This is a genomic window from Candidatus Rokuibacteriota bacterium (assembly GCA_016188005.1).
In the GTDB taxonomy this organism is placed as follows: domain Bacteria; phylum Methylomirabilota; class Methylomirabilia; order Rokubacteriales; family CSP1-6; genus UBA12499.
In genome coordinates, this window is the sequence record JACPIQ010000045.1 from 1 (window position 1) to 23,304 (window position 23,304).

16 protein-coding genes are annotated in these 23,304 nt (G+C 70.6%); 10 read left to right on the plus strand and 6 right to left on the minus strand.

Annotated features, from left to right (window positions below):
* On the plus strand, positions 1–631 hold a 631-nt coding region (locus HYV93_09120; GenBank protein MBI2526129.1), incomplete at its 5' end, for an IS66 family transposase.
* A 51-nt stretch (positions 632–682) separates the two neighbouring features.
* Here HYV93_09120 and HYV93_09125 read toward each other — a convergent pair.
* From HYV93_09125 to HYV93_09150, 6 genes are all read right to left on the minus strand, one after another.
* A complete protein-coding gene (locus tag HYV93_09125; GenBank protein ID MBI2526130.1) occupies positions 683–988 on the minus strand; it encodes a hypothetical protein in 306 nt (101 codons plus the stop codon).
* Between the two features lie 140 nt (positions 989–1,128).
* Positions 1,129–3,870, minus strand: coding sequence for a hypothetical protein (locus HYV93_09130; protein ID MBI2526131.1), 2,742 nt, complete (start codon positions 3,868–3,870; stop codon positions 1,129–1,131).
* A gap of 416 nt (positions 3,871–4,286) precedes the next feature.
* The gene (locus HYV93_09135) at positions 4,287–5,510 is read right to left on the minus strand and encodes a type II secretion system F family protein (GenBank protein ID MBI2526132.1); all 1,224 of its coding nucleotides are present in this window, start codon (positions 5,508–5,510) and stop codon (positions 4,287–4,289) included.
* A gap of 8 nt (positions 5,511–5,518) precedes the next feature.
* Positions 5,519–7,210, minus strand: a complete 1,692-nt coding sequence (gene gspE / locus HYV93_09140; GenBank protein MBI2526133.1) for a type II secretion system ATPase GspE — start codon at positions 7,208–7,210, stop codon at positions 5,519–5,521.
* Positions 7,211–7,256: 46 nt separating this feature from the next.
* The gene (locus HYV93_09145; GenBank protein MBI2526134.1) at positions 7,257–10,127 is read right to left on the minus strand and encodes a fused MFS/spermidine synthase; all 2,871 of its coding nucleotides are present in this window, start codon (positions 10,125–10,127) and stop codon (positions 7,257–7,259) included.
* Between the two features lie 111 nt (positions 10,128–10,238).
* Complete coding sequence (locus HYV93_09150) at positions 10,239–11,363, minus strand: hypothetical protein (protein MBI2526135.1); 1,125 nt, start codon at positions 11,361–11,363, stop codon at positions 10,239–10,241.
* A gap of 423 nt (positions 11,364–11,786) precedes the next feature.
* Here HYV93_09150 and HYV93_09155 point away from each other — a divergent pair, with 423 nt between their 5' ends.
* The 9 genes from HYV93_09155 (at position 11,787) to HYV93_09195 (ending at position 23,295) form a co-directional block, all read left to right on the plus strand.
* Positions 11,787–15,014, plus strand: a complete 3,228-nt coding sequence (locus HYV93_09155; GenBank protein MBI2526136.1) for a tetratricopeptide repeat protein — start codon at positions 11,787–11,789, stop codon at positions 15,012–15,014.
* A 71-nt stretch (positions 15,015–15,085) separates the two neighbouring features.
* Entirely contained in the window at positions 15,086–15,595 is a 510-nt protein-coding gene (aroQ, locus tag HYV93_09160) for a type II 3-dehydroquinate dehydratase (protein MBI2526137.1), read from the plus strand.
* Between the two features lie 179 nt (positions 15,596–15,774).
* Positions 15,775–16,821 carry a sigma-70 family RNA polymerase sigma factor gene (locus tag HYV93_09165; protein MBI2526138.1) on the plus strand — a complete coding sequence of 349 codons (1,047 nt, stop codon included), beginning with the start codon at positions 15,775–15,777 and terminating at the stop codon, positions 16,819–16,821.
* Positions 16,822–16,828: 7 nt separating this feature from the next.
* Complete coding sequence (locus tag HYV93_09170; protein MBI2526139.1) at positions 16,829–18,352, plus strand: acyl-CoA carboxylase subunit beta; 1,524 nt, start codon at positions 16,829–16,831, stop codon at positions 18,350–18,352.
* A 22-nt stretch (positions 18,353–18,374) separates the two neighbouring features.
* Positions 18,375–19,121 (plus strand): adenosylcobinamide-GDP ribazoletransferase, encoded by a 747-nt coding sequence (gene cobS, locus HYV93_09175; protein ID MBI2526140.1) that lies wholly within the window; start codon positions 18,375–18,377, stop codon positions 19,119–19,121.
* A gap of 71 nt (positions 19,122–19,192) precedes the next feature.
* Complete coding sequence (locus HYV93_09180; protein MBI2526141.1) at positions 19,193–19,825, plus strand: histidine phosphatase family protein; 633 nt, start codon at positions 19,193–19,195, stop codon at positions 19,823–19,825.
* A 28-nt stretch (positions 19,826–19,853) separates the two neighbouring features.
* Positions 19,854–21,482, plus strand: coding sequence for an ABC transporter substrate-binding protein (locus tag HYV93_09185; protein ID MBI2526142.1), 1,629 nt, complete (start codon positions 19,854–19,856; stop codon positions 21,480–21,482).
* 24 nt (positions 21,483–21,506) lie between these two features.
* Complete coding sequence (locus HYV93_09190) at positions 21,507–22,457, plus strand: ABC transporter permease (protein MBI2526143.1); 951 nt, start codon at positions 21,507–21,509, stop codon at positions 22,455–22,457.
* Positions 22,450–23,295 carry an ABC transporter permease gene (locus tag HYV93_09195; GenBank protein MBI2526144.1) on the plus strand — a complete coding sequence of 282 codons (846 nt, stop codon included), beginning with the start codon at positions 22,450–22,452 and terminating at the stop codon, positions 23,293–23,295. Before HYV93_09190 ends, HYV93_09195 begins: the two co-directional genes overlap by 8 nt.
* Positions 23,296–23,304: the final 9 nt, after the last annotated feature.

The following is a 23,304-nucleotide window of genomic DNA, read 5'->3' on the forward strand; positions in this document are numbered from 1 at the left end:
CCGCGGGTATCTCCAGGCCGATGCCTACGCGGGCTACGATGCTCTCTACGCCACCGGGCGCGTCATCGAGGTGGCCTGTTGGGCGCATGCCCGCCGCTACTTCTGGGACGCCAAGGCCTCGGACCCGGCGCGCGCGCTGCTGGCGCTCGGGTTCATCCAGCAGCTCTACGCGGTGGAGCGCGCGGTGAAGGGGGCCGACGCCGAGACCCGCCGCGCCCGGCGGGCGGAGCAGGCCATGCCCGTGCTGGACCGCATCCGAGGCTGGCTGGACGAGCAGGCCGATGTCGTGCTGCCCAAGAGCCCGATCGGCGAGGCCGTGGGCTACGCGGGGGCGCAGTGGACCGCGCTGACGCGGTACTGCAAGGATGGCGATCTCGCGATCGACAACAACGTCTCCGAACGCGCGATGAGGAAGGTGGTCACGGGCCGAAACAATTGGCTCTTCTGCGGCAGCGACGCCGGGGGCCACCGGGCCGCGATTCTCTACAGCCTGGTGGCCACGTGTAAGGCCCACGGGATCGATCCGTGGGCGTATCTGCGCGATGTGCTCGAGCGGATCTCCACGCACCCCAATCGCCGCCGCGCCGAGCTGCTGCCGCGGCACTGGAAGGCCGCCCAGATCGCGACCTAGCCGTAACCCGCCGCACCCCGGCCGGCTCAACCGCTGAGCCAGCCTGCGTCGTCACCGTCGCCTTTGCCCCCCCGTCCCACCCCGCCACCCTGGGGTGGGGTTCTCCGGACGGTTACGCGTCCAGGAGCGCCCGCACGCGCGCCGGGCACACCGCACCCGCTGCAGCGGCAGCCCCTCCGCCGGGCGCTGGGGCTGGCCCTCCACCAAGAGCGTGATCCAGACCAGGCGCCAGCCGTTGAACCAGACCCGAGCGCCCTCGCAGAACACGCAGTGCGCCGGTCGCGCCGGCCGCCCCCGCCCCGGCCCGATTGCCGCCACATACCCCTTGAAGTCGGACCACGCCAGCGCGATGCTCATGAGGCGCTCCTCCATGCCGCTGCCAAACGGGTCGAGGACGCACAGACGCCCCGGGTGTGGCAAGCACCCGGGGCGTCGCCCTGTCTGGAGGAGCCGAGTCTATCGCGTCAGCGGCTGAAGGACTACGCGGGCAGGAACGGTCAGATCACTGCAAGGCAGCGCGCGCGGCTACAGCTGTCGGGGTGGCGCACCTGCACGGGGCGGCCCAGGGCGTCGTAGGTCATCGTGGTCCACAGGGCGCCCTCCGTGATGAAGCGGGGGGCGGAGCGCTGAGCCACCAACCCGCGCGCGTCGAAGGTGGTTTCGCTCACGATGACCTGGCCGCCGGGCCCCTCGGCCTGCGTCATGTAGACGCGCCCGAGGCCATCGAAGTACTGGGCGCTCCAGAGCACCTCTGCTGTGCCATGCTGCTCGGTGCGGTAGGTCACGGTGCGGTAGGTCACGATGCGCTGGAGCGAGAGGTCGCCCAGGCTCTTGTAGAAGGTGCTCACCGAGCCATAGGTCGACCCCGTGTCGAAGGGCCCCGTCACCCGGGTGAGCCGGCCGAAGACGTCGTAGGTGGAGGTGGTGGTCTGGTCATTCGGGTCGGTGAGGCTCGTGCGCACCCCGAAGCGGGCGTCATGGGTGAAGGTCGTGGTGTGGCCGAGGCAGGTCGTGGCGGAGGCGGGATAGACCTGCCCGTCCTCGAAGGTGGTGGTCGTCGTGCAGCCGCGGGGGTCGGTGGTCGCAGTCCGGTTGCCGGAGGCGTCGTAGGCGTGGGTGACGACGGGATTGCCCGCGATGCCGCGGGCGCCGGCCAGCCGGGCCTCGTCGCGGGTGAGCAGGCCGCGGGCGCCCAGGCTGCCCCAGCCGAGGCCGTCATAGGACAGCCAGTGCTCGCGGAGCAGCGCCCCGGCGCCGTCGTGGAGCGCCACGCGGGTGGGGCGCATCAGCCAGGAGGCGGTGTCGACGGCCCAGTCGGTGCGTTCGTCGCGCTCGTCCCCGCTCACCGCGACATCCCCCAGGCTGACCGCACGGATGCGGTTGCCGTAGGCGTCGTACTCGAAGGTCATGGCCGTCTGCTTGGCGGTGGAGCCCCCCTCGTAGCTGTAGGCGTCGGTGCGGTCGAGCCGGACGAAGGTCACGCCGGGATAGGGATTCGTGGTGGACCACGTGCTCGACACCCGGGTGTAGAGGGCGCCCGACTGGCCCCGCGTCTCCGCCGCGTAGGGCCGGCCCTTCTTGAAGTCGTCCTGGTAGAACCAGGTGTCGGTGTAGTTGCCGAGCGCGTCGATCGCGCGCACTGCGCCGTGACCGCGGAACTCGGTGCCGTTGGGGCTCAGGCCGAGGTCGCGATAGTCGTATGCCATGGTCACGGTCCCGCCCCGCCCATCGGTGACCAGGCGCTGGCTGACGCGGTAGCGGTCGAGCGCGCTGAGGTAGGAGTGGCCAACCAGCGTTGAGAAGCCCCAGCCATCCGGGGCGGTGGCGCCGGTCCAGTCGGCGCACCCCACGGCCTGGTAGAATTCGTCCAGTCTCGCCATCTTGCAGGCCGAGAACAGTTGCCACATGCCGATGATGCTATTGCCCTCGGCATGCCCGAGCAGGGTCGAGAAGCCCCAGCCGTCGGGCGCGCTGCCAAGGCCGAACTCCACGCACGACGGCGGGCCGATGATATTGCCCCACTCGTCCCGCGGATACGTTGCAGAGGTGCAGGCGCGGTAGAGCGGCACCGTCTCCCAGTCCGCCGCGGAGAGGATGTGGCCCACCGAGACGGTGTAGCCGTACGGATCGGCGCTGAGGCTCGGCGCCCATCTCCCGCAATCAACCACGTAGCCGAGCTCGTCCGTCTGATAGGCCTCGCACGACGAATAGAGGGGCCGGGTCTGCACGTGCTCGTAGGTGAAGCTCACGCTGCCGCCGAGGCCATTGGAGGCCGTGCTCAGCCGCGCGTTGGTGTAGCTGAAGCTGGCCGGGGGCAGCGTGGAGGCATTGTCGCTGCCGACGACTATCACCGTGCGCAGGGTGAGGTCGCCCGGGGTGCCGTCGCCCCAGGTCCCGCTGGGGTCGCGGTCCGCCGAGTAGTCGTAAGCGAGCGCGTACCGGCGCACGAGGCTCGCGCCGACCCGCACCTCGATGGCGTCGAGGCGCTGGGTCTCGAAGAAGGCCATCCCCTGGGCGGCGCTGCTGTCGGTGTAGTCCCCCCGCGTGCCGCTCCGGACGAAGCGCACCTCGCGCGTGGCACCCACCGCGCCCCCACCCGAGTAGGCCCAGGTGATCAGGTCCGGGTACACGGCGCGGTCGTAGACGCGCGTGGTGCCGTACACCATTGCCGTCTGCTTGGCATGGGCATAGCGCACGGCGACGCCGCTGGCGGTCTTCACCTCGTCGAGGAAGTACTTGTAGACCACCGGGGTGACGAGATCGGGGCGGTAGGCATTGGCCCGGCTGTCGGCGTTGTAGCCGAAGCGGTGGACGGCGCCGTCCTTCGTGGTCAGCGTCCAGTAGTCCGTCCCGCCCGAGGTGTCGTACCTGAGCCGCACGAAGGTCTCGTCCTTGGTGCGGTAGAGCTTCTGGACGCTGTCCACCAGCACCAGGTCATGGGCGCGGCCGCCGTAGACCATCCGGAAGCTATCGTCCGCGGTGTTGCGCAGGATGAAGCCGCCGAGGTCGAGCGTCCAGCCCAGGCCCGGCCCCTGCCACTGGTCGGTCTGGGGCAGGTCGTCGACCGGGGTGCTGTTGTAGCGGAGGCGAATGACGGGGGCCACGCCCCCGGCCCCTGGGGGCACGGCGATGGCGATCTCGGAGGTGGCCCCGCCGGTGAAGAGGTCCGTCTGGAAGGATTCCAGCGAGAACGTCGCCGTGGGGGTGACGGCCCCGCTGGAGGCGCTTGCGGTCTGCACCTCGCCGCCTCCCCTGGGAGGCCTGGCGGGGGCTCTCGGGGGCGGATCGGCGGCTGCGGCGAGAAGGGCCGGCCTCTCGCCTGGCGGGGCGGGCGCCGATGCCGCGTCACGCTCCGCCGCCCCGGCGATCGGTGGGCCGAGCGCGGAGAAGATGAGGAGAAAACCTGACAGTGAGGGGGACATACCTGAGAACGCGCGCCGGATCGAGGAGGGAACGGGCAAAGGTGCCATGCGGCCTCCTTACCTATGGAGACGGATACTCATGATTCCGGATCTCCCAGCCACGGTCCTTACCTCGACCCGCAGGAACATGTCAAGCTATTTGTTGTCAAGAATCATGGGTGAGACGTGGAACCACGCGGGCGGCAGGGCGAGGCAGGGGATGGAGGGGCGCTGCGCCCTCGACTACAGCTCGGCTACAGCGGGATCTCGGTGATCGAGAAGATCGCCATCAGCATGGCGACCACGATGAAGCCCACCACGAGGCCCACCGCCAGGATGATGCTCGGCTCGAGCAGGCTGGTCAGCCGCTTGACCGTCCGTCGCACCTCGACGTCCAGGGTCTCTCCGAGCTTGAGCAGCATGTCCTCCAGCCGGCCGGTCTCCTCGCCCACGCGCACGAGATGGAGGGCCAGGGGCGGGAACACCCCCGTCTCGGTCATGGCGGCGGACAGGCCCGTGCCCCGCCGGACCTGGTCGCCCAGCCGGCCGACCGCGCGGCGCAGGACGCTGTTCGAGGCCGTGTCCTCGGCCGCGCCCAGCGCGGCGAGGATCGGCACCCCGCCCCTCAGGAGAGTGCCGAGGATGCGGGCGAACCGGGCCACCTCCGCCCTGAGAAGGATGCCGCCGGCCAGCGGCAGTCGCAGGGCGACGCGGTCCCACCACTTCCGTCCGGTCTCGGCGCTGAGCAGTGTCCACGCGCCGAGCAGCCCCGCGGCGCAGGCCAGCAGCACGCCCCACCAGTGGCGCTGGAGCGCCTCGCTGGTGACCAGCAGCGCCTCGGTGGGCAGCGGCACGGGCTGGCCGAGGTCGCGGAAGATCTCGGCGAACCGCGGCACGACGAAGGCCATGAGGAAGGCCACCGTGACGGCGCCCACCGCCATGAGCAGCGCGGGGTAGATGAGCGCCGAGGCGACGGTGTCCCGGAACTCCTGCGCTTCTTCCAGGACGCGCGCCAGGCGACTGAGCGTGGTCTCCAGCGCGCCGCTCTTCTCGCCGGCGCGGACCATGCTCACGTACAGGCGCGAGAAGGGACGCGGATGGTGCTTCGCCAGCGCCTCGCTGAGCGAGCTGCCCCCCTGGATGCTCCCGAGCAGGTCCTTGGTGATCGCGACGAGATGGGACCCGGAGGAAGTCGCCTGCAGGATGCCCAGCGCCCGGTCCACGGGAAGGCCCGCCTCGAGGAGGCTCGCGAGCTGCTGGGTGAAGCCGACGATCTCCTGGCGCGTGACCGCGTGACGCCCGAGGCGGAGTCGCGCGAAGGGGGAGATGTGCTCGGGGCCCTGCTCGGGGGCGACGTGCACCGGGAAGTAGGAGTCGCGCTGCAGCCGCTCCACCACGGCCCGGGCATCGGCGGCCTCCATGACCCCGGTGATCGCATGTCCGCTCCGATCGAGAGCCCGGTAGAGGAAGGTCGCCATGCCCGCCCTCAGCTCTCCTCCCGGCTCACCCGGACGACCTCCTCGACCGTGGTGATGCCGTCCCGGGCCTTGGCCCAGCCGTCCTCGGCCAGGGTGGTCATGCCCGCCTCCACGGCCTGGCGCCGGATCGCTCCGGCGGGCGTCTTCCTGAGGATGAGGCTCCGCACCTCCTCGGTGATCGCGAGCAGCTCGTAGATCCCTGTCCGGCCCCGGTAACCGGTGCCGCGACAGGCCTCGCACCCCCGGCCGCGCCACAGCTCGACGCCGCGGGTGTCGGTGTGCCCCAGCGCCAGCAGATCGGCCGGATCGGGGAGGTAGGCCTCGCGGCACTGCGCGCACACGCGGCGCACCAGCCGCTGGGCCAGCACGCCGGCGAGGACGGAAGAGATCAGGTAGGGCTCCGCGCCCATGTCCTCGAGGCGGGTCACGGCGCTCGGCGCGTCGTTGGTGTGCAGTGTCGAGAACACCAGGTGGCCCGTGAGGGCGGCCTGGATGGCGATGTCGGCCGTCTCCAGGTCGCGGATCTCTCCCACCATGATCACGTCCGGGTCCTGGCGCACGATGTGCCGCAACCCGTTGGCGAAGGTGAGGCCGATCTTCGGGCTCACGGGGATCTGGTTGACGCCCGTGAGCTGGTACTCCACCGGGTCCTCGATGGTGATGATCTTCTTGTCGGGCGCATTGATCTTGTCCAGCGCCGCGTAGAGGGTCGTGGTCTTGCCCGAGCCCGTGGGCCCCGTGACGAGCGTGATGCCGTGCGGCCGCCGGATGAGCCGCCCGAGGTCCTCGGCCATGGCGGCGGCGAGCCCGAGCCGCTCGAAGGGAAGGAAGACCGAGGAGCGGTCCAGCAGGCGCATGACGATGGACTCGCCGTGGACGGTGGGAATCGTCGAGACCCGGATGTCGATGCGGCGGCCCTGGGTCGTGACGCGGATGCGCCCGTCCTGCGGCAGTCGCCGCTCGGCGATGTTCATCTCCGCCATGAGCTTGATGCGGGAGGCCAGGGCCGCCTGGAGCCGGCGCGGCGGCGCCTCCTGATCGTAGAGCAGCCCGTCGATGCGGTAGCGCACGCGCAGCGCGCTCTCGAAGGGCTCGATGTGGATGTCGGAGGCATCGGCGTTCACCGCCTCCTCCAGCAGGAGATTGACCAGCCGGACCACGGGGGCTTCGAGCGCGAGGTCCCGCAGATAGGTCACGTCCTCCTCGAGCTCCCCGGCCGGGGAGGCGACGCCCGCGACGATCTGCTGCAGCGCGCTGGGCGGCGTGACGCCCCAGGTGCGCTCGATGGCGGCCAGGATCGCCTCCCCGGGCGCCACGCAGACGGTCAGCCGGGCTCCGAGCGCCTGGCGCAGGTCGTCCAGCAGGACCACGTTGGTGGGATCCGCCGTGGCGACGGTGACGCTGGCGCCATCCACCGCCACCGGGCAGACCGAGTACTGGCGCATGTACTTCGGGGAGAGCGCGTCGAGGACGGGCAGCGTGGAGGGGATCTCGTCGCCCGACAGGAAGGTCAGGCCGCGCTGCAGCGCGAGCGCGCGGGCGACGTCGTCCGCGCTCGCCCCGCCCAGGGCGACCAGCGCCTCGCCCAGCCGCTCGCCGCTCCGGCGCGCGCGGTCCAGCGCCGCCTCGAGGGCCTCGGGCGTAATCATGCGCGCCTCCAGGAGGATCTGGCCGAGCAGGCGGTGAGCCGGAGCGCTCATGGCGGGCATTCTAGCACCCGGGACCTGGCCGCCCGGTCGAGGGCGGTCAGCGCCCCAGGAGATCGGCGAGGTAGTCCTCCTCCGGGCCGGACGGCGCATCGCCTCGCAGTTCGGCGAGCTGGAGGCGCGCGACGGCGCGGCGGATTCGCGGATCCTCCGGCGCCAGCGTCGCGGCGCGCTCGAGGAAGGCGAGCGCCTCGGCCCGGCTGTGGAGCCGCTCCGCGGCGAGCCCGGCCAGGAGCAGGGCCTGTGCGCTGCGCGGCTCCCGCTGGATCGCCCTCCTGGCGAGGGACAGCGCATCGGCCGGCCGGCCGACGCTCAGCGATGTGGCGCTGGCCTGGAGCAGGGCGAGGGCATGGTCCGGCGAGAGCTCCAGGGCGCGGCCGAACCTGGCGAGCGCCTCCCCCGAGGAGCCTCGCCTCAGCAGCCCCAGGCCGAGCCCGTACCACGCGTCGGCCGTCGCCAGCTCGCGCTCCGCGGTGACCGGCGGGAACTCCGCGGTGCTGAAGCCTCGGACCAGCCGGAAATTCCGCTGGGTCGTGTCGACGTAGAGGGCGCGCGGCGCCGCGAACTCCAGCGGGAGCCGGTCGTCCGTGTTCAGTGGTCCATGACCGGGGAGCTTCTCCGCATCGGTCTCGCCGAGGGCGAAGTAGCCGAGGATGCCCGACCACACGGGCAGTCCGAGACGCTCGAAGTCACGCCGGAGCCCGGCGCTGGCCTCGTGGCGGGCCTTGACCCGGGCCAGGTCGATGCGGACCGGCTCCGCGGCCCCGAGCAGCAGGAAGTCGCCGCCGGACGTCTGCCAGATGCTGGTGGCCGGGAAGGCCGTGCGAAAGGTCCGGACCACCATCTTCAGATCGTCGGGCTCGAGGTTGTAGCCCTGGACCCACTGGAGCATGAGTCCCCCGGCTCGCAGGTGCTCGCGCGCGAGGCGAAAGAACTCCACGGAGAAGAGGGAGGCCAGGCCGCTGATCCAGGGATTCGAGGGCTCCGAGATGATGACGTCGTAGCGTTCGCGCGTGGTCAGGAGGAAGTTCCGCCCGTCGGCCACGGCCGTCCGGAGGCGCGGATCCTTCAGGACATCGCCGTGGAGGTGGGCGAAGAATCGGGAGGCCTCCACCACGCCCGGCTCGATCTCCACGACATCGACGCGCTCCACCGGGTGGCGGGCCACCGCGCCGGCGGTGATACCGCTGCCCAGGCCGATGATCAGCACCTGCCTCGGGTCGGGGTGGACCAGGAGGGGAAGATGGCCGGACATGATCTGGGTCGGCATGTCCCCTCCCGTCGAGGCATCCGTCTTGCCGTTCACCCGGAGGACGATGCGCTCTCCCATGCGGTGCACGGCCACGGTCGCACTGGGCCCGTCGCGGTAGTACAGCATCTCCTTGGACCGCATCGCCCGCCGCAACGCCGGGACCCCGCCCTCGCGGAGATAGCTCTTGCCGTAGATGGCGGGGCCGCTCGCCATCACCCCCTGATCCCAGGGCGGCAGGACGGACATCGCCAGCGCGACGGGCAGGGCGGTGGCGAGGGCGGCCCAGCGCCAGGCCCGGAGCGGGTAGGGAGGGTACGCGAGCAGTACGGCGGCCAGCAGCAGGTTGACCGCGACCCCGGCCTTCAGTGATCCGTGAACCCCGAGGAGAGGAACGAGCGCGAAGCCCCCCAGCATCGCCCCGGCGATGGCCCCGGCGGTGTTCGCCGCATAGACCCGACCGACGGCATGCCCCGCACGGCTGACCTCGCGCGCGGCCATTGCCACGGCACAGGGGAATGTCGCCCCGATGAACAGCGTCGAGGGGAGGAGCGCGGCCACGCTCACCACGACCTGGAGCAGCTGCACGAAGGCCGGCGAGTCAGACCAGGCGAGCCCGGCCAGGAATAGGGCCGGCATCTGCTCGAACAAGAGGACGGTCAGCGCAGTGGCCAGCCCTGTCCCGGCCTGGAGCACTCCGAACGAGGCCGCGGAGGCCGGCCGGCGTCCCCACAGCAGAGAGTAGAGCGCGCTGCCTCCTGCGATCCCGAGGAGGAAGGCGATGAGCATGGCCGTGAAGGCGTAGGTCGAGCTCCCGGTGACCAGGGACAGCGCGCGGGTCCACGCCACCTCGTAGACCATGGACACGGCCCCGGACACTCCCAGCGCCGCCAGGGCAAGCCAGGCGGGCGAGGGAGGATCAGTGGGCCAGTCGAGCTCGGCGCCGGGATCGGGCGGGCCCGCAGCCTCGAGCGCGCCGCCAGGGGCCTCGACCTTCACTCGGACCGCCCGGCTGTACGCGATTGCCAGGGCCCCCACGGCCAGGTTGGCAGCCGCCGCCACCCAGACGGACAGGCGATTCCCGGCCATGGGAATCAGCACGTAGCCGGCCAGCGCTACCCCGGCGAGCGCTCCGAAGGTGTTCAGAGCATAGAGGGCGCCGATCGTCCGGCCGAGACCCCCCGCGTCTCTGGCCAGCGCCTGGCTCAGCACGGGCAGCGTTCCCCCCATCAGCGTCGTCGGCACCAGGAGCAGCGCGAAGACGAGCAAGAACTGGATGAGGCTGAACGTAGCGTGGGAGGTACCCCACTCGCGCTGAAGTCCCAGGTACGCGGCGGAGGCTGCCCAGAGAAGACCGGGCAGCAGCGCGCAGTACAGGCCGATACCGACCTCGAGCCAGCCGTAGGCGCCGATCAGGTTGTCGATGCGGTGGGCGCGGCGCCCCAGCAGGAAGCTCCCGAGGCCGAGCCCCGCCATGAAGGCGGCCAGCACGGTGGTGATGGCGTACACCGTGTGTCCGAAGACGAGCGAGAGCAGACGGAGCCACACGACCTGGTAGACGAGGCCCGTGGCGCCCGACAGGAAGAAGCAGACCGCCACGATACCGAGGCCGGCCCACCCCATGGACTCAGGCTCCTCCTGCGTCGCCGCGAACGCCGGCATTATGCCCCATCATGGCGGGAGGCGCTGCGCGAAGGGGGGCCGAAAAAAAACCGCAGGCGCCAGGAGTTTCCGGCGCCTGCGGGCCCGAGCGGCCGCCACTCCCGGTGAGGCCTATCTCGTGCGGCAGCGCCTCAGCCCGAGAAGGCTCAGGGAGAGGAGGGCGGCGCCCAGCAGCACAACGGTCGCCGGCGCGGGAACGGGCGGCGTGACCGACTGCAGGGCGGCGATGAAGATCTGCTCGAAGCCGTTGTTCGAGTCGCCAAAGGCGAACCGGATCTGCATCACGGTATAGGGGTTGCTCGGGTCCTTGAGCTGGTTGTTGAGCTCGGGGGAAAAGAGGGCGAAGGCCGCCTCGTCGGCGCCGAGGTTATGGTTGACGGTGATGGCTCCCGGGGTGCTGCAGGGCACCTGGACGGCCGGGGGACCCGGCAGGAGGCATACCTGGCCGGCGGAGAAGGAGAACTCTCCGGGGTTCGCCGTGTTGAGGAAGTCCCCGCCGTTCATGTCGGTCAGCGGGTTGAACGCCCCGCCGGGTGGGCCGGTGTGGGCGCAGTCTCCGGTGAAGGCGAGAAAGCCGATCTGGGAGGCGTTGAACTCGTAGCACTTCGGGGTGGCAGTGCCGCCGGCCGGGTCAGTGTCGATCAGGGTCACGTAGCCCCAGCCGAAGATGTCCTGGGAGGTGTTGTTCTGGTTCTGGTTGAAGAAGAAGACCAGATCCGACCCCGCCAGGAAGGATTCCAGGGTGCTGATCTTGACATCCCAGGTCCCGGCCACATCGCCGGTGAACTCCCCGGTCCCGCCGGGATCCTTCGCCCCGACGAACTTGAAATCCGCGCCAGAGCCGGTGTAGTCGGCGCAGCCCGGTATGCCCCCGGTCTTGCTCTGGCAGATGGTGTCGTAGTTGATGCCTGACCCGGCGTTGATGGTCTCGTAGGCATCGTCCCCGTTGTTCTTGCCGAGCACGTCCTCGTTGTTCCTGCCGGCCGCCGGAAAGCTTCCGATCACCACGAAGTCCTTGATCTTTCCCGGGGAGCTGTCAACCGAGAAGGACCCGGGCCCGTTGAAGTTCTGGTCGCCGAAGAAGAAGAGGTTCATGAGGGGAATCGAGTAGGCCTGGAAGTCCCCGTTGTTCCCGGCATATGGGCCAAACGGCGGCAACGTGAAGGCATTTGCCGCAGGAGCTATCGCCATCGCCAGCCCCGCGGCAATCACCAGCACCGCGATCTGCCTCTTCATCCGTCCCTCCCCAGGTTCAGAGTCCGCACCGAACCCTCTGGGCATTCACCGCCGGCGGTCGCCGCCGACTATCAAGCAGGCGACGTGCCAGCTGCAAGACGCTAGCGAAATTAATCTATTCGGCCGCATGCCTCGGGCAGCCGGTCCGGGATCGTAAAGCGAGCCGACAGCGTTCCCTGGAGCGCAGCGCGCCCGATCCGGATGCAACCACCGGCCTCAAGTGTCGGCAAACTTTACGCTCCTGCCGCGCCGGGGGAAGCGCCGGGGCAGGTTGCTCGACCCCGGGAGTCCTGGCTGTCCGGGCGGCGCTGATCTTGCCCGGTGCGGGGAGTCGGTACGGCCCCGGAGTATACTCCAGGGGCGCGCAGGCTCGGAGCGCGTGGAGAGATGACCCCGACCCATTCACGAGGCCACGACAGCGGCATGGCAAGGCCCCGAGGCATGAGGCTGCTCCACCTCCTCATGCTGGTCCTGCTGGTCGCCGGCGCCTGCTCCGAGACCCCGGCCGTGAGGAAGCAGAGGTCACTGGAGCGCGGCTTGCGGTATCAGGCCGAGGGCAAGTACAGCGAGGCGGTCATCGAGCTGAGGAATGCGCTGCAGATCGCCCCGGACTTCGTTCCGGCCCTGCAGGCCCTGGGCGCCGCCTATCGCGGGAAGTCCTTCTTCGGGGATGCGCTGCGGGAGCTGCAGCGGGCCCTCAGGCTCGAGCCGGACTCGCTCCCGGTCAGGGCCGAGCTGGGACAGGTCTTCCTCGCGGTCGAGGCGTGGGATGAGGCCGAAACCCAGGGCAAGGCCGTGCTCGAGAAGGAGCCCGGAAACGCCTACGGGATGTTCCTGGTGGGCGCGGCCCACAGCGGCAGGGGGGAGCCGAAGAAGGGGATAGAGCTCCTGTCCCGCGCCGCCGAACTGGCTCCCGCGGTCCCTGAAATCCAGAGCGCGTACGGCGAGGCCCTCGCGGCGCTGGGTCGGCCGGAGGAAGCCGAGAAAGCCTATCAGGCGGCGGTGGCCCTGAGGCCGCGACATGCCGATGCGCTCATCGGCCTGGCGAGCCTCCTGCTTCGCCAGAAGAAGATGGAGGCAGCAGCACAGGCGCTGGCCCGGGCAAAGGCGGCCGATCCCGGGAGCACCAAGGTGAGGATCGCCCTGAGCACTCTCCTCGGCGCCCAGGGCCGGTTCCCCGAGGCGATCAAGGAGCTGGAGGATCTTCCGCCCCAGAGCTGGTCCCCGCGCTACCTCCTGACACTGGGTAGCTTCTACGTCAGGGCCGGCCGTTTCGCAGACGCGATCTCGCCCCTCCGCTCCCTGGTGGATCGCTTCCCCGACCTGCTCATCGCCCGGCACCTGCTCGGTCATGCGGCCCTGCGGGCCGAGAGGATTGACGAGGCGCTGGCGCAGTTCCAGGAAATCGTCAGGCAGGCGCCGGCTCTGGCGCAGGGGCGGTACAGCCTGGCCCTGGCGCATCTCGCGGCCGGCCGGCCGGTGGAGGCCCTGAAGGAGCTCGAGGCGGTCGCGAAGCCCCTGGGGAGGTACCCCGAGTATCACGTCCAGGTGGGGCGGGCCGCCCTCATGCTGGGCCGGTGGGACGAGGCGATCAGGGCCGCTGACAGCGCCAGGCGCCTGGCTCCGGGAAGCCCGCAGCCCTGGGGACTACTCGGCCAGATCCACGCGGCCCGGAGCGATCCCGCCAAGTCCCAGGCGATGTACGCGAAGGCCCTGGACCTGGACCCCGACTTCGTCCCGGCGCACCTGGCTCTCGGCCGCCTTTTCTACCTTCAGCAGAAACCCGAGGCGGCGATCGCGGAATACGAGGCGGCCCTCAAGGTGGACCCGAGGAATCGCCCCGCCATCGCGTCAAAGATCGCGACGCTCATGAGCGCGGGCCGGGCCGATGAAGCCCTCGGGTTCCTCCGGTCGAAGCTCCAGGAGGACGCGCAGAACCCCCACCTCCTCACCATGCTGGGCAGCCTCCACCTCGTCAACAAGGAGGCGAAGCGGGCCGAGGAGGCCTATCAGCGGGCGCTCAAGGCCGACGAGAAGTTCATCCCCGCGCGCTTCCAGCTGGCCCGGCTCGCCGCGGGCTCGGGGAGGGCCCCCGAGGCCATCGGTCACCTGGAGCGGATCGTGGCGGAGCGGCCTGGCCATGTCCCCGCCGTGGGCATGCTGGTGGCGCTCAACATGCGCGACGGCCGATTCGACCGCGCGATCTCCGTACTCGAGGCGGCGGTGGAGGCGACCCGGGAACAGCCCGAGCTCGTCCTGCGGCTGGGCGAGGCCTATCTGAGGCATGGTCGCCACGACCAGGCCATCGCCAGGCTCTCGCCGATCGTGGCGTCGAGCCCCGGCCTGGTGGAAGCCCGACTGCTGCTGGGGCTGGCCTATCTGGAGAAACAGGTGCCGGTGGAGGCGCTGCGCCACTTCGAGCAGGTCCGGAAGCTGAACCCGAAGCTCGCCCTCAACCATTACTACCTCGGGCGGGCACTCCTGGCGCGTGGTGACGTGCCGGGCGCCATGAAGGCCTACCGGCAGGCGCTGCAAGTGGACTCCGGCCTCAGGCAGGTCCGGCTGGAGCTGGCGGGGCTGTCAGGCGAGAAGCCGGACGAGGCGCTGCTGGCCGGCCATGTCCAGGAGCTCCGGCGCGCGCTGGAGGCGGACCCGCGGAACGTGTCCACCCGGTACGCCTTCGCGCGGGCCCATCTCGCCCGTGGCGATCGCAAGGCGACGGAGGCCGAGCTCAGGCGGATCCTCGACGCCGCCCCGCTGTTCCAGCCCGCCAACATGCTCATGGCGCTGTTCCGGACGCTCGAGCGAAAGCCGGATGAGGCCGCCGAGCACCTCAAGGCGGTGCTCCGGGCGAATCCCGCTCACGTGCAGGCGAACCTGCTCCTGGGAGGCTATTACGAGCAGCGGGGGCAGCTCTCGCTGGCGATCCAGCACCTGGATGCCGCGCTCCGGGCAGGGCCGCCTCGCGACGACCTGAAGCTGCGCCTGGCCGACCTCTACGGTCAAGTCGGTCGCCTGGACGACGCCGTCGCCCGAGCGCAGGAGGTGGTGGCGGCGCGGCCCGGCCTTGCAGCGGCCCAGTACGTGCTGGGTGGCCTGCATCTGAAGCGGAACAGCTTGCCGCCGGCTGTGGAGGCCCTGAGCGCAGCGGCCCGTCTGGCGCCCACCAACGGCGTGACGCATCTCGCCTTGGCGGGGGCCTACGAGCGAGCCGGCGAGGTGGACAAGGCCCTGGCGGCCTACAAGCGCACCCAGGCCCTGATGCCGAGCGACCCGCGCCCCTACAACAACGCCGCGTGGCTCCTCGCGGTGCAGGGCAAGAACCTCGAGGAGGCGCTGGCGCTGGCACGGAAGGCCCATGAGATCACCCGCAGCGCGCCTGGCCTGGCCTCTGGCTTGCCGGGGGTCCTGGACACGCTGGGGTTCGTGCACTATCGCCGGGGAGAATACGCGCAGGCCGAGCCGCTCTTCCGGCAGGCCGCCGAGCTGGCCACGGACAGCGCCACCGTGCACTACCACCTCGGCCTCACCTATCACCGGCTCGGACGCAAGGGTGAGGCGGCCACCTGGCTGCGCCGCTCGCTCCAGCGCGGGGCACAGTTCGCCGAGGCCGATCAGGCACGCCAGCTTCTCGCCGAGCTGGGAGGCTGACGCGCCGGTCGGGCGCCTGGCCGTTGGGCCGGTTGCCGGGGCCCGACGTCCCGGTGTAACCTGTAGTGCCAATGACTGCTCGCGCGCCGCGTCCCGTCCTCGTCCTCCACGGCCCGAACCTGAACCTGCTCGGCCGGCGCGAGCCGGCCGTCTACGGTCGCGTCACGCTGGCCGAGGTGAACCGGGCCGTCGAGCGCCACGCGGCGGCCCGCGGGACAAGTGCCGTCTGCCGGCAGTCGAACCACGAGGGCCAGCTGGTGGACTGGATCCAGGGCGCCGCGGAGGAGGGCTTCGGCGCCATCGTCATCAACCCGGGGGCGCTCACTCACTACTCGATCGCGCTGCGCGACGCGCTGAGCGCCGTCGCCGTGCCGGCGGTCGAGGTGCATCTCTCGAACATCCACGCCCGGGAGGAGTTCCGGCACCGCTCGGTGACGGCGCCCGCTGCCGTGGGGCAGATCGCGGGGTTCGGCGCGACGAGCTACATCCTCGGAGTCGATGCGGCCCTGGCGGTCGCGGCGCAGCGCACGCAGGCGGGCTCCACGAAGGCGCGCCGCCGGCCCCGGCGCCCCATGCGGTGAATGAGCGCTCCCTCGGCCGCGTCTAACTGCCAGAATGACAGGCGGGCGTGACTTCTCCGGCGACTCCTGCAGGGCCCTCCGGTCCCCCGCCCCCGCCGCGCCCCACCGGGTCGCACGGTGCCGGCGCGGCCCCGACGCCGGACGACGAGACGCTGGTCCGCCGCTGCCGGGCGGGAGAGGTGGCCGCCTTCGAGCCCCTCGTGGAGAAGTATCGCCAGAGGGTGTGGCGGCTCGCGTATCAGGTTCTGCGGGACCGAGAGGAGGCATGGGATTGCGCCCAGGAGGCCTTCGTCCGGGCATTCCAGTCGCTGCCGGCCTTCCGCGGCCAGTCGGCCTTCTACACGTGGCTCTTCCGGATCACCCTCAACCTTGCCACCGACCGCCACCGCGCGCGGGGGGCGCGCGCGCGGGCCTTCGGCGCCGAGCGGATGCCCGAGGAGGAGTGGGCGCGCACCGCGCCGGACTCCGGCGCGACGCCCGAGCAGGCCGCGATCGGGGCCGAGAAGCGCGAGCGCATCCGCGCCGCACTGAACGCATTGCCGCTCAAGTTCCGAACGATTATCATGCTGAGTGATGTCGAAGGGCTGTCGTACCGCGAGATCGCCCAGGTGCTGAACTGCCCGATCGGGACGGTGATGTCGAGGCTCCACAACGCGCGGCGGCGACTCCGCGCCATCCTGGGGCCGATGCTGGGGGCCGTGCTCTGGCTCGCTGTCACGCTCCTCGCCCCCGCGCCGCCCGCGCAGGCGGAGCAGATGATCCGCTTCGGCGTGCGGGTGCTCCAGGCCTCGAGCCCGGCCCCGGCGCCGCCTCCGACCGCGGCGCCGGGGCAGCGCCACCTCGCGCCGCCCTCGGCCGCCCCCGCGCCGCCGGCAGCACCGCCGGAGGCCGAGACCGACGAGCGGCTCCGCCGGATCCTGCCACGCCTCCGCACCCTCTTCCGCTACACCGAGTACACGACGCTGGACCGCCAGCGGGCCGAGGTCGCGCTGGGCACCCAGCAGCGCTTCCATCTCCCGGGGGCGCGCCAGCTCGAGGTCACGCCCGACCAGCTCCACGGCCAGTCGGTGCGCATGCGGGTCCGACTCCTGCGCGGCGAGCAGCCCGAGCTGCGCACGAACATCGTGGCCGCGCCCGGGGCCCCGGCGGTGCTGGGGGGGCCGACCTACGGCGACGGGGTCCTGATCATCATCCTCTGGGCCAATCCCAACCCGTCTGATCGCTAGGTCCCCCGTGAGCGAGGAGCGGTACTTCAGGGAGCGCGCGCGCATCGAGCAGGGGCACGTCAGGTACCGCGAGAAGCTCAAGGAGGAGGGCAAGCTCTTCGTCCGGGACCGGCTGAAGCTCCTCCTCGATCAGGGATCGGAGTTCCAGGAGGACTTCCTCTTCGCGCGCAACCAGGAGGCGGACACGCCCGCGGACGGCGTGGTGACGGGCGTCGGCATGGTGGGGGGGCGTCCCGTCTGCCTCATGGCCAACGACTACACGGTGAAGGCCGGCTCCTGGGGGGAGAAGACGGTCCAGAAGATCATCCGCATCCAGGAGCGCGCCCAGCGGCTGCAGGTTCCGATGCTCTACCTGGTCGATGCCGCGGGTGGGCGCATCTCGGAGCAGATCAAGATCTTCCCCGGACGCTCGCATGCCGGCCGCATCTTCTACAACCTGGTCCAGCTCTCGGGCGTGGTGCCGCAGGTCTGTATCCTGTTCGGGCCGTCACCAGCGGGCTCGGCCTATCTGCCGGCCCTCACCGACATCGTCATCATGGTGGACGGCAAGGCGAGCCTCTACGTGGGGTCGCCCCGCATGGTGGAGATGGCCATCGGCGAGAAGGCCTCCCTCGAGGAGCTGGGCGGGGCGCGGATGCATTGCGAGGTCTCGGGATGCGGGGACGTGCTGGTGAACACCGACGCCGAGGCCATCGAGGCCTGCAAGCGATACCTCTCCTACCTGCCCGGTTCGTGGCGGGACCGGCCGGTCGCGGTGGAGGCGGCAGCGCCCCGGCCCGGACGGCCCATCGACCAGATCGTCCCCTACGACCAGCGCAAGTGGTTCGACATGTACGAGGTGGTCCACCAGGTGATCGACGCGGGCTCCTTCTTCGAGGTCAAGCGCCTCTTCGCCCAGGAGGTGATCGTCGGGCTCGCGCGGCTCGGGGGGCGGGCCGTGGGGATCGTGGCCAACCAACCCAAGGTCAAGGGCGGCGTCCTCATGGTGGACTCCTCCGACAAGGCCGCGCGCTTCATCTGGCTCTGCAACGCCTTCAATGTCCCGCTCGTCTACCTCGCCGACGTGTCGGGCTTCATGGTGGGCGGCAAGGCGGAGCGGGCGGGCATCATCCGCCACGGGGCCAAGATGATCTTCGCCACCTCCCAGGCCACGGTGCCCAAGATCTGCGTGGTGGTCCGCAAGTGCTACGGGGCGGGGCTCTACGCCATGTGCGGGCCCGCCTTCGAACCCGACGCGGCGCTGGCCCTGCCGCAGGGGCAGGTGGCCATCATGGGGCCGGAGCCCGCGGTGAACGCCGTGTACTACAACAAGATCATGGAGCTTCCCGAAGGCGAGCGCGCGGCGTACGTCAAGCAGAAGCGTGACGAGTTCTCCGAGGACGTGGACATCTACAAGCTGGCCTCCGAGATGCTCGTGGACGGCATCGTCGCCGGCTCCGAGTTGCGGGAAGAACTGATCAGGCGCCTGGCCTACGCCGAGGGCAAGCAGCACGAGTTCCCGCCCCGCCGCAACCCGGTCGCGCCGGTCTGAGGGCGCCGGCCCTCCCGAGGCAGTGGCGTCGCTGATCCTCGCCGTGCGCTTCCTCACCATCGTGCCGGTGCCTGGGCGCGAGGCGGTGGGGCCCGGGGCGCTGGGGCGCGCTGCCTGGTGGTTCCCCGCCGTGGGTCTGGGGCTGGGGGCGGGGCTCGTCCTCGCGGACCGCCTGCTCGCCCGCGCCTTCCCGCCGCTCCTCGCCGCGCTCCTCGTCGTGTCGGTGTGGAAGGTCGCGACGGGTGGGATCCATCTTGACGGCCTGGCCGACTGCCTCGACGGGCTCGGCGGCCACGGCGCGGACCAGCGCCTGGCGATCATGCGGGATAGCCGCATCGGCGTCTTCGGGGCACTGGGACTGATCCTGACGTTCCTCATCGGGGTGACGGCTCTCGCCGAGCTACCGGGGGAGGCGAGGTGGCGCGCGCTGCTGCTGGCGCCCGTTGCCGGGCGGCTCTCCCCGCTGGTGGCCGCGGCGTGTTTCCGCGCCGCGACGCCGGGGGCGGGCGCAGGGGGTGCCTTCATGGTGTCGCTCTCGCCCTGGGCCGCGGCGGCGGGCCTCGTCGCGACCGGGCTGCTGGCAGCATGGCTCTTCGGGCTGCCGGGCGCGCTGGCGGTGGCCGCAGCCCTCGTCGGTGTGCTCCTCTGGTCGGGCTTCCTCTCGAGCCGCCTCGGCGGGCTGACGGGGGACGTGCTCGGCGCCGGCGTGGAGCTGGCCGAGCTGGGAACCCTGCTGGCCCTGGCCGCCGCATCTGGGGTCAGGTCTTGAAATCCGACACGGCGCACGGTGACCAGGGCACTGCCCATGCCAGAATGCAAGACCGCTCTCCCGATGTCGTAATGCAAGACCTGACCCCTACGGTGGTGTATCTCGTGCGCCACGGCGCCGTGGCGGGCGCCGAGCGACGGCGGTTCATCGGGCACCTCGACGTGCCCCTGTCCCCGGTCGGGGAGGCGCAGATCGAGGCGCTGGCGCGGCAGCTCGGCAGGACGCGCCTCGACGCGGTCTACTCGAGCGACCTGGTCCGCACGCGCCGAAGCGCCGAGATCCTCGCCGCGCCCCACGGCCTTCGCGCGGAGCCCCTGGCGGATCTCCGCGAGTTCGCCATGGGCCGCTGGGAGGGGCTCACCGCCGAGGAGATCCGCGCCCGGGATCCCGCGGCCTTCGAGGAGTGGATGGCGGATATCGGCCGCTTCCAGTTCCCCGGCGGCGAGAACCTCGCTCAGGTCGTCGACCGCGCGTGGCGCGCCTTCGAGCGGATCGTGGCCGCCCGTCCTGGACAGCGCGTGGCCGTGGTGGCCCACGGCGGAACCAACCGCGCCATCCTCTGCCGGGCGCTGGGGATCCCCGTGGAGAGAATCCTCACCCTCGGCCAGGACTATGCCGCCCTGTCGGTGGTCGAGTCAGTGGACGGGGGCTGGCGGTTGCGGCTGCTGAACCACTGCGAGCCTCTGCCGGAGGCTCTGCTATAATCGCGCCACTCTCACCCCGGAGGACGCCATGAGCGACACGAGCACGAGCCTGATCCGACGCCGTGACTTCCTGAAGACGGTGGGCGCGGGAGCGGCCGCGGCGGCCACGGTGGCCCCCACGCGGGCCCGCGCCCAGCAACCGAAGCGGGGCGGCGTCCTCAAGCACATGGGCCTCGAGCCCCCCTCCTTCGACATCCACGGCAACATCTCCTACCAGACGCAGCTCATCTCCTCCTTCGTCCACCGGACGCTCTTCAAGTTCGTCAACGGGCCGAAGCACAGCCCCTCCGACTTCACGCTCGTCCCGGACCTCGCCCTCAAGGCGGAGGTCTCCAAGGACGGCCGGATGTACACCATCGCCCTGCGCCCGGGGGTGCGCTGGGAGAAGAAGCCCCCGGTGAACGGGCGGGAGCTGGTGGCGGCGGACGTGAAGTACTCCCTCGAGCGCGCCAGGAAGAAGTCGGGCTACGCGAGCCTCCTGGGTCAGCTCGAGGCCGTGGAGGTGGTGGACAAGCAGACCGTGCGCGTGCACTTGCAGGACGCCTTCGCGCCCTTCGTGCACAACCTGGCGGAGCCCTGGAACGGGATCCTGCCCAAGGAGATCGAGGACAAGTACGGGGACTTCAAGGCCGCGGAGACGCTGGTCGGCTGCGGGCCGTTCGTGCTGGAGCGCTACGAGCCCGGCGTCAAGGCGGTGTTCGCGCGCAACCCGGACTACTTCCAGAAGGGGCTGCCGTACCTCGACAAGCTGGAGTGGCTCTTCGTCAAGGACCGCTCCACCCAGCTCTCGCTCTTTCGCGCCGGGCAGGTGGACATCCCGTTCTACGACGGGCGCATCCCGCGCGCCGACGTGGCGTCCTTCAAGAAGTCCAACCCGACGTACCCCGTCGTCCACTGGGACTGGCTGGCGGTGCGGAGTCTCGCCATGCGCACCGACAAGCCGCCCTACAACGACGTGCGGGTGCGCCGGGCGCTGTCGCTCGCCATCGACCGGAAGAAGTGGGTGAAGGAGTACCTCGACGGCCACGGGTACGAGGACCACGGGCCCGTCCCAACTCCCATGCGGGAATGGAAGCTTCCTCCCAAGGAGCTGGGTGACGGCGCCAAGTGGCTCGAGTACAACCCGGCACTGGCCAAGAAGCTCCTGGCGGAGGCGGGCCACCCCAATGGCTTCAAGGCCAGATGCGCGCACTGGCCCGGCTACGGCCCCGAGTACGTGGAGGACCTCGAGCTCCTGACCTTCTACCTCAAGCAGATCGGCGTGGAGCTGTCGATCGTCAACGAGGAGTACGGCAAGTACATCTCGGGCACCTTCCTCGGCAAGTTCGACGAGACCACCTGGGGCCCCTCGTCCATCTTCACCGAGGTCGACGGCTACCTCTACAACTCCTACCGGACCGGCCAGCCCAACAACCGGAGCCACGTCTCCGACACCCAGCTCGACGTGATGCTGGACGCGCAGCGTCGCTACGTCGCCAAGTCCTCCCGCAAGAAGGCCATCGACGACATCCAGCGGTACGTGGCGGACCAGGTCTACTACGTGTTCACGCCGTACCCGAAGAACGTGTCCTCGTGGACGCCCTGGGTCAAGAACTACCAGCCGAAGAACTCCTTCGACCGCGGGGCGCAGCTCGAGGTGGTCTGGGTCGAGAAATAACGCCTCCATCCCGGGGCGGCTGAGGTGGCGCGCTACGTCCTGAAGCGGCTGCTGCTCGTCGTCCCCACCCTCGTCCTGGTGTCGCTGTTCGTCTTCGGCATCATCCGGGCGATCCCGGGCGATGTGGTGGACATGATGCTGGAGCAGTTCCAGTACGGCAGGAACGCCGCCGAGCTCCGCGCCAAGCTGGGACTGGACCGGCCGCTCCTCGAGCAGTACCTCCTCTGGGTCGGCGGTCTCGTCCGCGGCGATCTCGGGCAGAGCCTCTGGACCAATCGTCCCGCCGCCCAGGACATCGTCGCCCGCTTCCCGGTCACGATCACGCTGTCGCTCATCTCGATCCTGATCTCGCTGCTGGTGGCCGTGCCCGTGGGGATCCTGGCCGCCGTGCGCCAGGACACGGCGGGGGACTACACGGCGCGCTCCTTCGCCATCGGGGCCCTGTCCATCCCGAACTTCTGGCTCGGGACCCTCATCGTCGTCATCCCGTCCTTCTACTTCAACTGGGCGCCCCGCATCGGGGACTTCGCGCCACTCCGCCAGGACCCGCTGGGCTGGCTCGCGCAGTTCGTGCTGCCCGCCATCTGCCTGGGGATCACCCAGGCGGGGGTGATCCTGCGCATGACCCGCGGCATGATGCTCGAGGTGCTGCGCCAGGACTACGTGCGGACGGCCTGGGCGAAGGGGCTCGGCTCGCGGGTCGTGGTGCTGCGGCACGCCCTCCGCAACGCCATGATCCCCATCGTGACCGTCATCGGCGGGCAGATGCCCTTCTACTTCGGTGGCTCCATCGTCATGGAGCACATCTTCGGGCTGCCCGGGCTGGGCAGCTTCGTGCTGGAGGCCATCAGCCGGCGGGATTACCCGGTGATTCAGGCCGTGAACCTCTTCGTCGCGTTCCTCGTGATCCTCACGAACCTCCTGGTGGACCTCTCCTACGGGGCCCTCGACCCGAGGGTGCGCCAGCATGATTGACGGGAGCGCGTGGGCTGGCCTGCGCCGGAAGCCGCTGGGGGTGCTGGGGGCCGTGCTCCTCGTGGGGATGATCGGGCTGGCGTTCCTCGCGGAGGGCGTCGCCCCCTACGGCTACGACGAGGCCGACATCTTCACACGGCTCAAGCCGTCGAGCCAGGCCCACTGGCTGGGCACCGACAACCTCGGCCGCGACCTGCTCTCACGCGTGATCCACGGCGCGCGCGTCTCCATGGCCGTGGGCTTCGGCGGCGTGGCGCTGGGGCTCCTGGGCGCCGCCAGCGTCGGCCTCGTCTCGGGGTACTTCGGCGGGCGGCTGGACATGGTGGTCCAGCGCGTGGTCGACGCCTTCATGTGCTTTCCGCTCCTCCTGGTGGCGCTGACCATCATGGCGCTGCTGGGCCCCGGCCTCGTCAACGTCATCCTGACGCTCGGTCTCGTGCTGGCGGTGCGCGACTCCCGGGTGATCCGGAGCGCGGTGCTCAGCGTCAAGGAGAACCTCTATGTCGAGGCAGCGCGGGGCCTCGGTGCGGCGCACCGGGGGGTGATCCTCCACCACATCCTCCCCAACATCTTCGCGCCCATCATCATCCTCGCGACGGTGAACCTCGGCGCGGTGATCCTCATCGAGGCGGCGCTGTCCTTCCTCGGCTTCGGCGTGCCGCCGCCGCACCCGTCCTGGGGCGGCATGCTCTCGGGCGCGGGGCTCGTGCACATGCTCCGCGCCCCCTGGCTGGCGCTCTGGCCCGGGCTCGCGCTGTCGCTTGCGGTCTTCGGCGCCAACATGCTGGGTGACGCCCTGCGCGACGTCCTCGACCCGCGCCTCCGCGGCACCACCTGAGCCCCACTC

What these genes read in the sequence shown, in the direction of transcription:
- HYV93_09155 (MBI2526136.1), top strand. Translation starts at nt 11,787, where the DNA reads ATGGCAAGGCCCCGAGGCATGAGGCTGCTCCACCTCCTCATGCTGGTC.
- HYV93_09125 (MBI2526130.1), bottom strand. Translation starts at nt 988, where the DNA reads ATGAGCATCGCGCTGGCGTGGTCCGACTTCAAGGGGTATGTGGCGGCA.
- aroQ (MBI2526137.1), top strand. Translation starts at nt 15,086, where the DNA reads ATGACTGCTCGCGCGCCGCGTCCCGTCCTCGTCCTCCACGGCCCGAAC.
- HYV93_09185 (MBI2526142.1), top strand. Translation starts at nt 19,854, where the DNA reads ATGAGCGACACGAGCACGAGCCTGATCCGACGCCGTGACTTCCTGAAG.
- HYV93_09150 (MBI2526135.1), bottom strand. Translation starts at nt 11,363, where the DNA reads ATGAAGAGGCAGATCGCGGTGCTGGTGATTGCCGCGGGGCTGGCGATG.
- HYV93_09195 (MBI2526144.1), top strand. Translation starts at nt 22,450, where the DNA reads ATGATTGACGGGAGCGCGTGGGCTGGCCTGCGCCGGAAGCCGCTGGGG.
- HYV93_09135 (MBI2526132.1), bottom strand. Translation starts at nt 5,510, where the DNA reads ATGGCGACCTTCCTCTACCGGGCTCTCGATCGGAGCGGACATGCGATC.
- gspE (MBI2526133.1), bottom strand. Translation starts at nt 7,210, where the DNA reads ATGAGCGCTCCGGCTCACCGCCTGCTCGGCCAGATCCTCCTGGAGGCG.
- HYV93_09180 (MBI2526141.1), top strand. Translation starts at nt 19,193, where the DNA reads ATGCAAGACCTGACCCCTACGGTGGTGTATCTCGTGCGCCACGGCGCC.
- HYV93_09145 (MBI2526134.1), bottom strand. Translation starts at nt 10,127, where the DNA reads ATGCCGGCGTTCGCGGCGACGCAGGAGGAGCCTGAGTCCATGGGGTGG.